Source organism: Vibrio sp. VP6 (genome assembly GCF_028823755.1).
GTDB classification, from domain to species: domain Bacteria; phylum Pseudomonadota; class Gammaproteobacteria; order Enterobacterales; family Vibrionaceae; genus Vibrio; species Vibrio parahaemolyticus.
Genome location: NZ_JAPEID010000020.1, coordinates 51,899 through 65,738, shown reverse-complemented (window position 1 = coordinate 65,738; position 13,840 = coordinate 51,899). Strand labels below are relative to the sequence as shown.

The following is a 13,840-nucleotide window of genomic DNA, read 5'->3' as shown; positions in this document are numbered from 1 at the left end:
TCTATGAGTAACGTAACCAGCACCATTTTGACTGAAAGTGGTACCAATGAACTCGAAATTATTGAGTTTCACCTAGAAAAACAATTGCCAGACGGCAGCACCAAAACCTGTTATTACGGTATTAACGTTGCCAAAGTACGTGAAGTGATTCGCGTGCCAGAGACGACAGATTATCCGAACGCGCAACCTCATATGATTGGTGTGTTCTCATCTCGCGATGTCCTAACGCCTTTAGTCGATTTGGCTGGTTGGTTAGGTGTACCTACGCGACAAGACCTTGAGCGCAAGTTTGTTATCGTTACCGATTTCAACAAGATGACCAATGGCTTCCTAATCGACAGCATTTCACGTATTCACCGTATTTCATGGAATGATGTGGAATCGCCAAGTCAGTTTTTAGAAGCCGGTGAGCAGGATTGTGTTGTGGCGGTCGTTCGCAAAGATGGCAACCTGATTATGATCCTCGACTTTGAAAAGATCATTGCAGACATTAACCCTGAGCTGAGTATGGAAAAATACGACGTGAAAGTGGATAAATCTGTTGATTTGAACCAGCGCATGGTTGGTAAGCGTAACGCGAAAACCATCATGGTTGTGGACGATTCCGCGTTCATCCGTTCTCTGATTCAAGATACTTTGGCGTCGTCAGGTTACAACGTTATCACCTGTAAAGATGGTGGTGAAGCGCATGAGAAATTGATGAGCCTGATTGAAGTTGCGAAAGAAGAACAGCTACCAGTGCGAGAACTGCTGGATGCGGTTGTGACGGACGTAGAAATGCCTCGAATGGATGGCATGCACTTAGTGAAAAGGTTGCGTGAAACCGAAGCGTTCCGCCAAATGCCAATCATCATGTTCTCGTCACTAATGAGTGAAGATAACCGAGCAAAAGCACTGTCGCTTGGCGCTAATGACACCATTACCAAGCCTGAAATTGGTCGTATGGTGAATATGATGGATAAATACGTATTCGCTTAATTTGCGTATCGCTCATCAAGCACAGAGTTAAAAGTAATAAGGCTGCCGATTGGCAGCCTTATTTGGTTATGGGCAAGGAAGAATTTCTAATTTATAGCTTTCGTTTGGTGACATTGGTGGCCCATACAAGATGCCACATTGGGTCAGACTCGCACGGGTTTCATCTGCAGCAGCGATAACCATTTCTCGTGTTGTTGACCCCTCAGGGTGATGAAATGTTTTCCAGTCTGAGCCTTCTTCATTTAACCCTTGTACGAGCAGCTTTAGTGATTCGGAATCTGAATCAGGGTAACCATATAAGAACACACAACGCTTTGAACCACCGATGTTACAGCCGTCAAATGGCAAATCTGCCATCAAGCCACTGTCTACGAAGTTTGAAACGTACGACTTGCTCTCTAATCCGGCGATGGCCATTTTTCCGTAACCAATCCCCAACGCCGACTCAATGGCACCTTTCATACCTTCTAAGCGGGCTTCGCGAGCATCGTTTTGTAAGTTTAAAAAACGTGGTGCGGCGGTGACAGCAAGAATGCCGAGTATCACAATCACCACTACTAACTCAATTAGAGTAAATCCAGTCTGTTTTTTCATATTATTTTCACAGCAAGTTAAAGGTAAAAAAGTAAATAACTGTACGCTTTTTTGTTGTGGAAATAAGTACAGTATTGATAAAAGGGTCAGCATTATAGAGCGATGCAAAATAAAGCGCTAGAGCTCGACATCAATCATTTTGATGATTTTATCAACGGCATATGTGTTGTTTTGGTGTGCAGTGCATTCAGTTTTCTGTAAGAAAAGCCTTACGTTGGTAGTGAGGTTAGCGAAAACGAATGTTGTCTAAAAACAGACAAATAGATTGTCTTTTCTTGGTCATTGAGGAATGCTACGCAAGGCGGGGTTAGGCAACTATCTCGAAATGCGATAAGTCTAGCGCCCTTATTGATCATCTGAATATAAGAACAATCTAGATGGAATTTGATTCGGTTAACTTGCTTGCGATGGGACTGATTTTTCTCGGTTCTTTTGTCCAAACTGCGATTGGTTTTGGCTTAGCCATTGTGGCCGCGCCATTGCTCATTCTATGGGCGCCCGAATACGTGCCTGCACCTATCTGTTTGGTCGCGTTGTTTATTTCGATCATGAATGCGCTGAAACACCGCAGTAGCGTCGAAATCGGTGGTTTAAAAATGGCACTGATTGGCCGAGTTCCCGGTTCTATTGCTGGTGGCTTCATGCTGTTCTTTGTCTCCACTCAAGCACTGACGTTGTGGATCGGTTTACTCGTTCTATTCGCGGTTATCGTCAGTGTGCTTCCGTTTCGTATTGAACCTACACCTCAGCGTATGACGTTAGCTGGATTTTTCTCCGGTTTGTTTGGTACCAGCTCGGCAATCGGTGGCCCTCCGATGGCATTGCTATTGCAACATCAAGAAGCGAACCAGTTACGCGGTAACTTGTCGGCATTTTTCGTATTCAGTTCTATCATCTCTCTGGTGGTTCAAATCCCAGCGGGCTTCTTTACGTTGCATCATCTTGTGATTACGATTCCGTTGCTACCAGCTGCCGGGCTTGGGTATTGGCTTGCGATGAAAACGACGCAATCGCTGCCGAAAGAAAAGATTCGTTTTGGTGCGTTACTGCTGTGTTTTGTGAGTGGCTTTACGGCAGTCGTGCAAGGGCTGAACCTGTAACAATTAGGCGCGATGATAATCACTTTACAAACGCCTTTTGCGCTATAAAATCGCATCACTTTTTCTTCATCTCAATGAGCAATAGCCCATGAATCATCGTCACTACGGCAATTTTATGGCTGCGTTATCCTTCGTTATTTGGGGATTACTGCCGGTTTACTACCGTTTTCTTCCTAATGCTGCAATGGATGAGTTGCTGGCATGGCGCATTATTGGCTCGGTACCCGTAGGGATTCTTATCATCTACGCGGTGACTCGCCATTGGCCAAATTGGTCACAGGTGTGGCGAGATAAAAAGTCTCTTTGGTATACCTTTGTGGCAAGTAGCCTAATGTGTATTTCTTGGAGTGCATTTACGTGGGCGTTGACTCACCATCGAGTGATTGATGCAAGCTTGGGCTTTTTCATCGGGCCACTTGTGTCTGTCGCTTTAGGTGTATTTGTTTTGGGAGACAAGCTTTCTAAGGGGCAATTAATTGCAATATTGCTCGCAACTTGTGGCGTGTTATACCAAGTGTTTCAATACGGGCAGCTACCGTTTGTTGCCTTAACAATGGGGCTTTTCTTTGCGCTTTATGGACTCTACAAAAAGAAAATTAACTATGATTGGAGCACAACATTGTTTATTGAAGCGCTTGTTCTTGCGCCTTTCGCGTTGGGATATTTGCTGTTCAAACAATGGACGACAGGCGAGCTTGCTTCTTCCGTTGATACGACAACCTTATTGCTTTACTTCGGCAGCGCACCAATCACGATTCTGCCTTTGATCTTCTATTCAATCGCGATTCGTATTACAAACTTATCGACGGTTGGTTTGATGCAATACATAGAGCCGAGCTTGCAGTTTATTCTTGCTGTCGTGTTCTTTGGGGAGCTGTTCGATGATGTTAAAGCGGTTACGTTTGCCTTTATCTGGGTGGGTTTGTTGCTCACGATCTTCGAAGGCGTTGCGAAAGGAATAAAGCGTAAAAAGTTGGCTAATCATTCGGTGTAGGTTGAATCAGGTTTAAACCAAGTTTTGGCCAACCACGCTCGTTTTAGTTCATTGTGCATCCAAGTAAACCAAACATAAAAGCGCTCAGTCGAGCGCTTTTTTTATCACTGAAATTCAAGTTATGAATAGCGATGTTTTTCATTATTCGGCATCTTGAAGTTACTTAGGTATAGTGGATAGGTATCTGAATAGAAAGGACTCAACATGATCACTGCACTTTATGCCAGTATTCTGGCTCTACTTTTAGTTTGGTTAGCGTTTCAAGTCATCAAACAAAGGCGCCTTAACAAGGTTGCGTACGCAGATGGCGGCGTAGAAGCACTGCAAATTGCTCGCAGCGCACAAAGTAACGCAAGCGAATACATACCCATTACGTTAATTCTTATGGCGTTGTTAGAGTTTAACGGCGCAGCACCCATTTGGATTCATCTTACCGGTATTATCTTTGTAATTGGCCGCATCATTCATGCCAGAGGTATCCTGCAAGAGAGTTTTAAAGGAAGAGTGAAGGGCATGCAGCTGACGTTTCTCGTGATTGTGTCTCTTGTGGTTTTGAATATGTTGTACTTCCCTTACGGAAAATTGTGGTAAATCTAATAAGTTCCTACAGCGCGAATCTGTTTGCGAATTGCTAAATCGAGTTTGCAAATTGCAATGAAAACTGTGAGCAAACAGTCGCTATTGATGAAGTTTTAATGAAATTGATTAAATATCAGCCTGTTTCTATGAGCTTTAAAGTTGGCACGCCTCATGCTTTAGTACTATTGACCCTTTCTAAGCCGAGGGTCACCTAGCCAACTGACGTTGTTAGTGAACCCAATTGTTCACAAGTATATACAGCCAATCACACACCTTGTGGTTGGCTTTTTTTTATCTTCAGGTTTCCTATCTCTACACGCTATTAGGGTGTTTGCCTTATCGAATAAAACCAACAAGTGTGATAACTTGCGCGCGGTTTAAATGTAATTGGTTGTATTAATGAAGAAAACAATACGTGTAGTAGGTGTGGCATCTTTACTGTGCTGTCAGTCGGTTAATGCGATGAGCGAAAAAGACTGGGACGTTCTAACGGATATTGGCACTTACGGTTTAGTGGCAACCGCTGCAGCTGTGCCAGCTTATAAAGGCGATTGGGAAGGGTTCTGGCAAGCAGGATTAAGCATTGGCACTGCTTCTGGTGTTGGTTTGATTGGTAAAAAGACCATCGATGAAGAACGCCCAGATAAAAGTGACAACGACAGCTTTCCATCCAACCACACGGCAAACGCATTTGCTTCTGCGACCAACCTTTACTTGCGTTATGGATGGGAAGCCGGACTTCCTGCATACAGCATGGCAGCGTTAGTGGGCGTCGGCCGTGTTGAAGCCAAGAAACACTACTGGCGAGACGTGTTGGCAGGCGCGGCTATAGGCACGTTGAGTGCTTATATTTTTACTGATGCGTATGACGAAAATGTACAGCTTGTACCTTGGGTGACCAGCGAGGATGCGGGTATCTCCATCACTTATCGTTGGTAAGGGTATGAGTTAGATATATGAATCGAATGAAAAAAGCCTCGGAAATGTCCGAGGCTTTGTTGTTTATGAAGTTACTTAGAACTGCGCTTTAATCCAGATCATGCGGTGGTCAGATGAAACATCTTTACCATTACCGTATTTGCCGATGCGCGAATCGTTAAACAGTTTACGACCTTCTTCATAAGATGCAGACCAGTAAACGCCGGAATCAACCACTTTTAAGTTTGCAGAAGGCAAGGCGTAGTCTACACCTAAACCAAATGTTGAAGTGATACGGTTCGGATATGGGTGAGTTGAGCTCTTTTCAACGGCGTGTTCAGCTGCGCCAAAGCTTGTTGGGTACAGGTTGCCGTTCATCACGTCTTGGTTAACCAGCGGATCACTATGCAGCTCTTGCATGATAGAGCTAATACCATCGCCAGCAACTGGATCGAGGTTTTGGTCGCCCATCATGACGAATTTAGCACCGCTCGCCAAGCCACCTTGTTTGCCTGCATCGTCGTAGAAAAATTCTTTTCCTTGGATGTAATGGTGCCAAAATTCCACTTCCGCTGCGTTTTGCGCTTGGTTTTTACCTGGATCGAAAACTGGTGGTGTAGGGTGCGACATCAGAAGATGAACAACCTCATTACCATTGCTGGTCGGGATGATAATTGGTGCATCTACGTGGTTTTTAGAAGAGAGGCGTACTTGAGCCCATTCCTCTGCAGAGTACCACTCATCGCCACACTTCATATTGTCTGGAATTTTTTGTGAGCCGTCACAGATAGTAATGGTTGGGATTTTCGCGCCTTCTAAATCTTTCCATTTAAACTCTTGGAAGGTTCGTGTATTTGCCGTATCAATTTTGTACTTAGACATTAGGGCAAAGGCGTATTGGCCGTGGTACATGCCAAAGCCCCATGCATCCCCCGGCATTTGGCCGGCAGTGCCGTTGTTGTCGAGGTCAAAATCGCTCAACAAACCTGTGTTGGTAGAGTAAGACTCCGCGTAAGGGTATTCGATAGGTTCGAGGTTTGCTTCTCCGCCCGCGCCATCGAGGCTTTGTGCAACAGACAGGTAGTTCTTTTGGAAGCCTTCAAGGGCAGCTTTGTCTTCGCCTGTTCCGTCGTTGTTGTATTCCGCCATCATCAGTACATCAGGGCGATTCTTTTGAATGATCGCAGCAACGTTGCGAATTTGAATGACCTTTTCCGCAGTGGTTTTGTCTTCAGCTGCGATGGAGCCGTCTAAATAGGCTTTAACCAATGCAGCTTGCTGCGCTGGTTCAATTTGCATTTCATTTACTAAAGCTTCGAAGGTCGCGCGGTCAAAAGAGAGGTTGTAGGTGGCAATCTTTACTTCAGTTGGCTGAACGTTTACGTATTTCGTGTCGTCGTCATTGCAGCCAGTCAGTAAAGCGGCACCGATAAGGAGAGCGAGAGAAGTTTTAATTGTTTTCATGGGTACGTCATACCTTATAATTGATTCGGGCAAATATTAATAACATCAGTAATATTTGTAAGCGATATGAGTCACACAAACGTTTGCATAATTACATATACAATCAATTTTTGTGTGATTTGTGCAATAAATGCGACAGTTTCAACATCAAAAGGTTATATGCAAATTGTTAAAGGCATGTGTCGAGAGCGTTGAATCGCCATAAACTCATCCATAAGGTCTATAAATTCCTGTGCTAGACTCAATGAACAGAATAAGATCAATAAGCCTAACGTCCTGTTAAGGGATTATTCGGCGCATAAAATCTGTCAGTTTGGCTTTGCTATTTGTGCAAAATAGGGGACTTACCGATGGATCTAGGATCAAAATATCAGCGCAAGCTCGCAGTTGGCTTGGTGTTGGTGTCACCACTTCTTGTTTCACCTTCTCTCTCTGCCGCTCAGTTGGAGCGATTAGAGCCAAATCATGGACGTGTGGTTTCTCTCGAAAAGCAAAACCTTGCCGCGACCCAAAATGTCGCCAAAGCGCTTGGATTAAAGCCGGGCAATAATGTTCAAAAGCTTAAAGCCAACCAAGACAAAAATGGTGATGTCCACGTTCGGTATCAACAAACCTACAAAGGAATTCCGATCTGGGGGAAACAGATCGTTTTACACCGGGATAAACAAGGGAAAATCAAACGCTTTGGTGGTACGTTAGTTCATGATATCGGGCAAGACATTTCTAACACGACTCCTCAGCTCAACCTTGAAAGAATAAGAAGCAAAGTACAAAAGCCGTATTTGGATGTTGGCTATCACATCGAAGATCAACAACAGGGATTGCGTATTTATATCGATGACAAAGACGTTGCGCATTTAGCCTATGAGATCCAGTTTTTTGCCGATTCTGAACAAGCGGTAAACCCCACTAGACCAACTTATCTCGTGGATGCTAAATCCGGTGAAGTGCTGTTGCAGTATGAAGGATTAGCTCATGCAGAAGCAGATGGCCCGGGAGGCAATCAAAAGATTGGTTTCTATGAGTATGGTAAGGAATACGACCCGCTACTTGTTCAGCAGTCGGGGAGCACTTGTATCATGGATACGCCTAATATCGTCCAAACCATCAACCTAGATGGCCGAACCTCAGGCAGTGTTCACACCTTTAATTGTCCAATGAATACGGTCAAAGAGATTAACGGCGCGTACAGTCCGTTAAACGATGCGCACTACTTTGGCAAAGTGGTATACGACATGTACAAAGATTGGTTGAATACTGCTCCCTTGACGTTTCAGCTGCAAATGCGAGTCCATTACCGCAAGCGATATGAAAATGCCTTCTGGAATGGATCGAGTATGACATTCGGCGACGGAGCGAGTTACTTCTATCCGTTAGTGAGTTTGGATGTCTCCGCGCATGAGGTCAGCCACGGGTTTACAGAGCAAAATTCTAACCTGATTTATTCAGGTCAATCTGGCGGTATTAATGAAGCGTTTTCGGATATGGCTGGTGAAGCAGCAGAGTTCTATTCCCGAGGTTCAAACGATTGGAAAGTCGGATTTGATATTCGTAAGTCTCCAACTGGCGCATTGCGTTACATGGACAACCCTCCGTTAGACGGACGCTCGATTGACCACGCGTCTCAATATGTCAGTGGTATGGATGTTCATTACTCTAGTGGTGTGTTTAACAAGGCGTTTTATCTGTTAGCCGTCGATTATGGTTGGGGCACTGAAAATACCTTCAAGGCATTTGCCCACGCGAACCAAAACTATTGGACACCAAGTGCGACGTTTGATTCAGCTGCTGCTGGTGTATTGGCGGCGGCGCAAGACTTAAGCTTACCTGTGAGTGATGTGACGGCGGCTTTTGCCCAAGTTGGCGTGTCGACGGATGGTGGTGTCGTTGAACCACCTTCAAGCGCTTGTGATGCTGTGTCGTTGAGTAATGGGACATCAAGCAATATCGAATCTGCTTCGACAGGGCAGTGGCACTGCTTCACTATTGATGTGCCAGCAAACGGTTCAGACTTAACCATCACGACCGCAGGTTCAAATGGGGATGCCGACCTCTACGTTAAGTTGGGCAGTGCGCCAAGTTTGTCAAACTACGATTGTCGCTCTATCAGCTCGAATAGTAACGAAGTGTGCAGTTTTGCTACGCCAAGTGAAGGGACGTGGCATATTGGGGTTTACGCGTATAGCGGTATTAGTAACGTGAGTGTAACCGCGAGTTATACAGAACAAGAAGCCCCACCACCTTCTGGCGGAGTGACAACACAATCCATCAACAATGGCAAAACGTGGACGGCGATTGTCACGGGCTCAGGATTGCTTGGTGGCGTGTGGAACAACAACCCTAGTGATTCATGTGGCAATGATAGCGAGTGTAGCAAATCGGGTATTGATAAAAAAACTGGTTCGGTAAGCTTCACGCTGAGTGATGGGCAAACTTTTGTCATTCTCAAACCATAGCGACAAAGCATATTTCCTAAGGCTCTGAAATTCTCAGAGCCTTATTTTTCTCTTACGAATTTTTGATTATACTCGAGAGCCACACAGAAGTGAGGACGACCTCACCGCTCTATCTTTTCTCGGGGACGACCCCAATCTCGTTGGGAAATATGACATGGCTTGGGGAATTCTCTTCATTGCGGGCTTGTGTGAAATCGCATGGGCTGTCGGTCTTAAATATTCACAAGGGTTTACCAAATTTGGCGCTTCGGCGTTCACCATCGTTTTTATGTTGTTGAGCTTTTGGCTGCTTGGTATCGCGCTAAGAACCTTACCTTTAGGCATCGCTTATGGCGTCTGGGTTGGCATTGGTGCAATAGGCACGGTAATCGTCAGTATTTACTTGTTCAATGAGCCAGCAACGCTAATTAAAGCACTGAGTTTATTGATGATTGTGGCAGGTATTGCAGGGTTAAAAATCTCTGCTTAACGCCGGGTTAAACATAAAAGAAAAGCCAGAGTCGACTCTGGCTTTTTTGCATTTAAATATCTTGCCCGTTTGGTATGGAAGCGTTAAGCACTGCGCTTAATAAAGGGCAACCGTAAATGATGGCCGAACACATTGATCAATGCGCCCGCTACAATTAACGCGCCGCCAATGTATGTCCATAGTGATGGAAGCTCGCCAAAGAACACAATGCCTAACAGTACCGAAAAGACAATCTGGACGTAAGAGTAGGCTGATGCTTTACCTGCTTGTTGAGTTTGCATCGCCTTAGTCAGCCCAAGTTGACCAATTTGAGTGAACACGCCGACCAATACCAACATACACGTCAGGTAAAGATCTGGCATGACAAAGTTATCTCCCATAAACAGGATGGACGTTGGTAGCGCCACAAGTGGGAAGTAGAAAATGATCACCGAGCTGTCTTCGGTTTGGCTAAGCTTTCTTACAATGACATAAGCAATAGAGCTACCAAAAGCACCTAAAATAGCAATCATTACACTGAACATCGGAAGTGTTTGTGCAGATTCTACGCCGGTTTCTGGCCGAACCATGACGTAGACGCCGAGCAAACATAGCGCAATACAAATGAAGGTTGTGGGCTGAATTCGTTCTTTCAAAAAAATGACAGCGAGCAGCGCCGTAAATACCGGATGAATGTATTGGAAGATGGTTGCTTCTGCCAAAGGTAACGTGGTCACCGAATAGTAAACACACATCAGCGCGAAGGTGCCCACCGCGCCACGCGCTAAGAGTAGTGGTTTGTTGTTGCCCCAAACAGAGATTCGTTTTCGTTTCACATCTAAATAACTGATCACTAAAGAAACGAGTGCTCTTGCTGCAACGATTTCAAAGACAGGGATACCATGAAGACTGACATGCTTTACCGTGGCCGACATTAGCGCGAACCCGAAAGCGGAGAGCACCATAAAGCGCACACCAATGGGAACCATAGCGTTGAGTGAATTAGACATTTTACTGCTCATTTGTTGCGACAGATCGCACTTTAGCATACTCAACAGACAAAATGATCGGCGGCATTCAAACATCTCTGCCGAGAGAAAGAATAAGCGGTAGACTGTGGGTTCTCAATCAACCTATCTTTCTTTCGCGCATGGAGCGCATCTAGGAAATATCTAGATATTTAAGGAGCACACATGATCCCAATACAAGCGACGCATGTCTCTGGCGTTGTCATCTCTCGAATTGATGGCGTAGATAAAATTCTGTTACTCAAACGCGTTAAAGGCGGGTATTGGTGCCATGTGGCTGGTGGTGTAGAGGCTGGTGAAACAGGATGGCAAACCATTCTGAGAGAGCTAAAAGAAGAGACGCAGATTGACGATGTTGAGTTACATAAGGCGGACTTTTTAGAACAGTTCTACGAAGCGAAGGAGAACCGAATCTTGGTCATCCCATGCTTTGTGTTATTTTGTCCGCCAAACCAACCTGTGGTGCTTAATGAAGAACACACGGAGTATCGCTGGTGTTCGCTGGAAGAAGCAAAGCAGCTTACGCCGTTTGCCAATCAACATCATCTCTATGATCATGTTTGGCAGTACTATGTTGATGTGGAGTCGCTGACACCGTATACATTGATCGAGCAAAACAGCTAGGAAAGGGCTACAAGGACGTGACTCATAAAATTTCTGTGCGAGCAGCACAAAAGCAGGATTCTGTAACCATCTTAAGATTTGTTAAAGAGTTAGCTCGTTACGAGCATTTAGAACATGAAGTTAAAGCCAGCGTCGAAGACGTTGATCGAGCGATTTTCGGCGAAGATTCGACGACACACGCAGTGATTTGTTATGTGAACGAAGAACCGATAGGATTCGCCGTCTACTTTTTTAACCACTCAACATGGCTTGGAAAGAACGGACTCTACTTGGAAGATCTATATGTTTCTTCTGAGTACCGAAATGTTGGTGCTGGGAAAGCGTTGTTAAAGCATTTGGCGAATATTGCCGTTGATCGTGGTTGTGGCCGTTTTGAATGGGCTGTATTGGATTGGAACCAACCCGCGATTGATTTCTATCAGTCAATCGGTGCAGAGCCTCAAGATGAATGGAAGATCTATCGACTGGCGGGAGATGCATTGCAGCGCTTTGCTAAAGGATGATGTGAATGGGAGATTCGATGTATCCACACGACTATCAAGGGAATGGCTCGCAAGCGCGCTTTTCCGTCTCGGAAAGGGTCTCAATTGAGCCTCTAACCACCAAGCATGCGACGGTTTTACTGGAAGTGGTGAACACGTATCGAAACAGCCTATCTGGCTATTTACCTTGGACGGACTTTGTGACCAACCGCAGAGAAGCAGTGAACTACATCTCTCAGCGCGTGAACAGCAAAGCGTTAGATGCCCACTGGTGCGCGATTTATTTTGATGAGCAGTTTACGGGTGTTATTGGCATCAAGGGTGTGGATTCGCACACACACGTCACTGAGATCGGCTATTGGTTGGCGAACAATGGGCGAGGACACCGAGTGATTGACCAAGTGCTTGCGGTTCTGATTCCTTTTTTAAAGCAGAAAGGGCATGCGCAGTTCATTCAGTTCCACTGTATGGAAGATAACATTGCCAGTATCAATATTGCTGAGCGTGCTGGTGCCACATTAAAAGAATACGTTGATCACGAGTTCGAGACGCTTGACCGCTCTCAACGATTAGGCATTTATGAATTGCGTCTGACTTAGCTCCAAACCCACCGATATTTTAATCAGAGTTCGAACTCTAATTTCGCGAGCGCTACAATAGTAACATTGTTGCGCTCGTGTTAATTTGGAGCATCATTGATCGAAACTAGGCTAGGAGAAGCATCATGAACGCAATCGCAGAGGTTGAAGTGGACAACTCGTTACAACAAAGCCTCGCCCGCTTAAAAGCGGCGTATGCCGCCGAACCTTATCCTAGTTTGGATGAACGTAAGCAGCGCCTTATTATGCTAAAACAAGCGCTTATCGCGAACAAACAAGCGTTGGTGGAAGCGCTGAGTGACGATTTTGGTTATCGTTCAGAATTTGATACCGCAATGACCGACGTTTTGCCGACGGTCTCGCACATCAATTACACCCTCAAGCGGCTAAAAAAATGGTGCAAACCTAGTAAACGTGAATCAGGCCTGTTGCTTGCTCCGTCGAAAGTGACCGTTCAATATCAGCCACTCGGCGTTGTCGGGATCATTTCGCCGTGGAACTTTCCTGTCATTTTGAGCCTTGCGCCTTTAGTGACTGCTTTGGCCGCAGGCAACCGTGTGATGATGAAGCTCAGCGAATTTACGCCCAAAACCAATAAAGTCATCGTCAATATTTGTCGCGAGCTGTCGGGATATGTCGAAGTATTTGAAGGTGAAGCGGACGTTGCACAAGCATTCAGCCAACTGCCATTCGATCATCTCTTGTTTACTGGCTCGACAAATGTTGGCCGCGCTGTGGCAAAAGCAGCGGCAGAAAACCTGACTCCAGTGACGTTAGAACTGGGTGGGAAATCTCCGGTGATCATCGCAGAAGATGCAGACATGAAGAAAGCCGTTGATGCGATTTTGTTTGGTAAATGCATCAATGCGGGCCAGATTTGTGTGGCGCCTGATTACGCGTTTGTACCGCAAGAACGCGTTGAAGAGTTCATCACGCTGTTCTTAAAACGTTTTGAAAAACTCTATTTGAAATCCAACAAGAATCAAAAGCTGACCCATATTATCAACCAACGACAGTATGAGCGTTTGACTGCGCTGCTTGAGGATGCCAAAACCCGAGGCGCAAGCCTCCATACCGTTGAAGCGTCACCTCAAGAGGAACGGCTTTTGTACCCTCATTTGGTCACAAACGTGTCAGCGGATATGCGAATCATGCAAGAGGAAATCTTTGGGCCACTTCTACCCATCAAGCCATACAAAAGCTTAGAAGAAGCGATTGACTACATTAATCAGCACCAGCGACCACTTGCGCTGTATGTTATGTCGGACGACAAATCGACCATCAAACATATCGTGTGCAACACACACAGTGGCGGAGTCGGCATTAACGATACGGTATTACACGTTGGCGCTGAAGATGCGCCTTTCGGTGGCATTGGTCAATCAGGCATTGGTCATTATCACGGAGTGGAAGGATTCAGAACCTTTAGCCATGCGAAAACCATACTCCACACGCCGAAATGGCTGCCAAGAACGGGGGCATTAATGCGTCGCAGAGCAATGGCGATAAAAGCGATTCAAAAGATTTTTGTTCGATTGTGATTGGATTGTTCAAAAAGGTTTTTTGGTTTCTATGC

Annotated in this window: 14 protein-coding genes; 11 read left to right on the top strand and 3 right to left on the bottom strand. The window is 45.3% G+C overall.

Features of this window, described 5'->3' with window-relative positions; genetic code table 11:
• Positions 1–3 precede the first annotated feature (3 nt).
• A complete protein-coding gene (locus OU793_RS14105) occupies positions 4–978 on the top strand; it encodes a chemotaxis protein CheV (RefSeq protein ID WP_005481272.1) in 975 nt (324 codons plus the stop codon).
• A gap of 66 nt (positions 979–1,044) precedes the next feature.
• On the opposite strand, the gene OU793_RS14100 is transcribed toward OU793_RS14105, so the two are convergent.
• Entirely contained in the window at positions 1,045–1,572 is a 528-nt protein-coding gene (locus tag OU793_RS14100) for a type II secretion system protein (protein WP_005498659.1), read from the bottom strand.
• A gap of 377 nt (positions 1,573–1,949) precedes the next feature.
• Between OU793_RS14100 and OU793_RS14095 the strand changes: the two genes are divergently transcribed.
• From OU793_RS14095 to OU793_RS14080, 4 genes are all read left to right on the top strand, one after another.
• Positions 1,950–2,672 carry a sulfite exporter TauE/SafE family protein gene (locus tag OU793_RS14095; protein ID WP_005486597.1) on the top strand — a complete coding sequence of 241 codons (723 nt, stop codon included), beginning with the start codon at positions 1,950–1,952 and terminating at the stop codon, positions 2,670–2,672.
• 88 nt (positions 2,673–2,760) lie between these two features.
• Positions 2,761–3,666 (top strand): EamA family transporter RarD, encoded by a 906-nt coding sequence (gene rarD, locus OU793_RS14090; protein ID WP_069529711.1) that lies wholly within the window; start codon positions 2,761–2,763, stop codon positions 3,664–3,666.
• Positions 3,667–3,870: 204 nt separating this feature from the next.
• Complete coding sequence (locus OU793_RS14085; RefSeq protein ID WP_021821572.1) at positions 3,871–4,257, top strand: MAPEG family protein; 387 nt, start codon at positions 3,871–3,873, stop codon at positions 4,255–4,257.
• A gap of 387 nt (positions 4,258–4,644) precedes the next feature.
• The gene (locus OU793_RS14080; RefSeq protein ID WP_020835216.1) at positions 4,645–5,184 is read left to right on the top strand and encodes a phosphatase PAP2 family protein; all 540 of its coding nucleotides are present in this window, start codon (positions 4,645–4,647) and stop codon (positions 5,182–5,184) included.
• A 75-nt stretch (positions 5,185–5,259) separates the two neighbouring features.
• Here OU793_RS14080 and OU793_RS14075 read toward each other — a convergent pair whose 3' ends face one another.
• Entirely contained in the window at positions 5,260–6,627 is a 1,368-nt protein-coding gene (locus tag OU793_RS14075; RefSeq protein WP_031851659.1) for an endonuclease/exonuclease/phosphatase family protein, read from the bottom strand.
• Between the two features lie 350 nt (positions 6,628–6,977).
• Here OU793_RS14075 and OU793_RS14070 point away from each other — a divergent pair, with 350 nt between their 5' ends.
• Positions 6,978–9,083: a M4 family metallopeptidase gene (locus OU793_RS14070; protein ID WP_159404330.1), complete on the top strand. Its 2,106-nt coding sequence runs from the start codon at positions 6,978–6,980 to the stop codon at positions 9,081–9,083.
• Between the two features lie 154 nt (positions 9,084–9,237).
• Positions 9,238–9,552 carry a multidrug efflux SMR transporter gene (locus OU793_RS14065; protein WP_140103337.1) on the top strand — a complete coding sequence of 105 codons (315 nt, stop codon included), beginning with the start codon at positions 9,238–9,240 and terminating at the stop codon, positions 9,550–9,552.
• Between the two features lie 83 nt (positions 9,553–9,635).
• Here OU793_RS14065 and OU793_RS14060 read toward each other — a convergent pair whose 3' ends face one another.
• Positions 9,636–10,541 (bottom strand): DMT family transporter, encoded by a 906-nt coding sequence (locus tag OU793_RS14060; RefSeq protein WP_025535266.1) that lies wholly within the window; start codon positions 10,539–10,541, stop codon positions 9,636–9,638.
• Positions 10,542–10,724: 183 nt separating this feature from the next.
• Between OU793_RS14060 and OU793_RS14055 the strand changes: the two genes are divergently transcribed.
• The 4 genes from OU793_RS14055 (at position 10,725) to OU793_RS14040 (ending at position 13,805) form a co-directional block, all read left to right on the top strand.
• Positions 10,725–11,183, top strand: a complete 459-nt coding sequence (locus OU793_RS14055; protein ID WP_015313152.1) for an NUDIX pyrophosphatase — start codon at positions 10,725–10,727, stop codon at positions 11,181–11,183.
• A gap of 17 nt (positions 11,184–11,200) precedes the next feature.
• Positions 11,201–11,686 (top strand): GNAT family N-acetyltransferase, encoded by a 486-nt coding sequence (locus OU793_RS14050; RefSeq protein WP_140103336.1) that lies wholly within the window; start codon positions 11,201–11,203, stop codon positions 11,684–11,686.
• A 5-nt stretch (positions 11,687–11,691) separates the two neighbouring features.
• The gene (locus tag OU793_RS14045; protein WP_005454340.1) at positions 11,692–12,264 is read left to right on the top strand and encodes a GNAT family N-acetyltransferase; all 573 of its coding nucleotides are present in this window, start codon (positions 11,692–11,694) and stop codon (positions 12,262–12,264) included.
• 125 nt (positions 12,265–12,389) lie between these two features.
• Positions 12,390–13,805: a coniferyl aldehyde dehydrogenase gene (locus OU793_RS14040; protein WP_140103335.1), complete on the top strand. Its 1,416-nt coding sequence runs from the start codon at positions 12,390–12,392 to the stop codon at positions 13,803–13,805.
• Positions 13,806–13,840 lie beyond the last annotated feature (35 nt).

Bases quoted from the DNA above. Each gene is read 5' to 3' on its own strand.
- OU793_RS14075 (WP_031851659.1), bottom strand. From the start codon at position 6,627: ATGAAAACAATTAAAACTTCTCTCGCTCTCCTTATCGGTGCCGCTTTA.
- OU793_RS14100 (WP_005498659.1), bottom strand. From the start codon at position 1,572: ATGAAAAAACAGACTGGATTTACTCTAATTGAGTTAGTAGTGGTGATT.
- OU793_RS14085 (WP_021821572.1), top strand. From the start codon at position 3,871: ATGATCACTGCACTTTATGCCAGTATTCTGGCTCTACTTTTAGTTTGG.
- OU793_RS14095 (WP_005486597.1), top strand. From the start codon at position 1,950: ATGGAATTTGATTCGGTTAACTTGCTTGCGATGGGACTGATTTTTCTC.
- OU793_RS14045 (WP_005454340.1), top strand. From the start codon at position 11,692: ATGGGAGATTCGATGTATCCACACGACTATCAAGGGAATGGCTCGCAA.
- rarD (WP_069529711.1), top strand. From the start codon at position 2,761: ATGAATCATCGTCACTACGGCAATTTTATGGCTGCGTTATCCTTCGTT.
- OU793_RS14070 (WP_159404330.1), top strand. From the start codon at position 6,978: ATGGATCTAGGATCAAAATATCAGCGCAAGCTCGCAGTTGGCTTGGTG.
- OU793_RS14065 (WP_140103337.1), top strand. From the start codon at position 9,238: ATGGCTTGGGGAATTCTCTTCATTGCGGGCTTGTGTGAAATCGCATGG.
- OU793_RS14055 (WP_015313152.1), top strand. From the start codon at position 10,725: ATGATCCCAATACAAGCGACGCATGTCTCTGGCGTTGTCATCTCTCGA.
- OU793_RS14080 (WP_020835216.1), top strand. From the start codon at position 4,645: ATGAAGAAAACAATACGTGTAGTAGGTGTGGCATCTTTACTGTGCTGT.
- OU793_RS14105 (WP_005481272.1), top strand. From the start codon at position 4: ATGAGTAACGTAACCAGCACCATTTTGACTGAAAGTGGTACCAATGAA.
- OU793_RS14040 (WP_140103335.1), top strand. From the start codon at position 12,390: ATGAACGCAATCGCAGAGGTTGAAGTGGACAACTCGTTACAACAAAGC.
- OU793_RS14060 (WP_025535266.1), bottom strand. From the start codon at position 10,541: ATGTCTAATTCACTCAACGCTATGGTTCCCATTGGTGTGCGCTTTATG.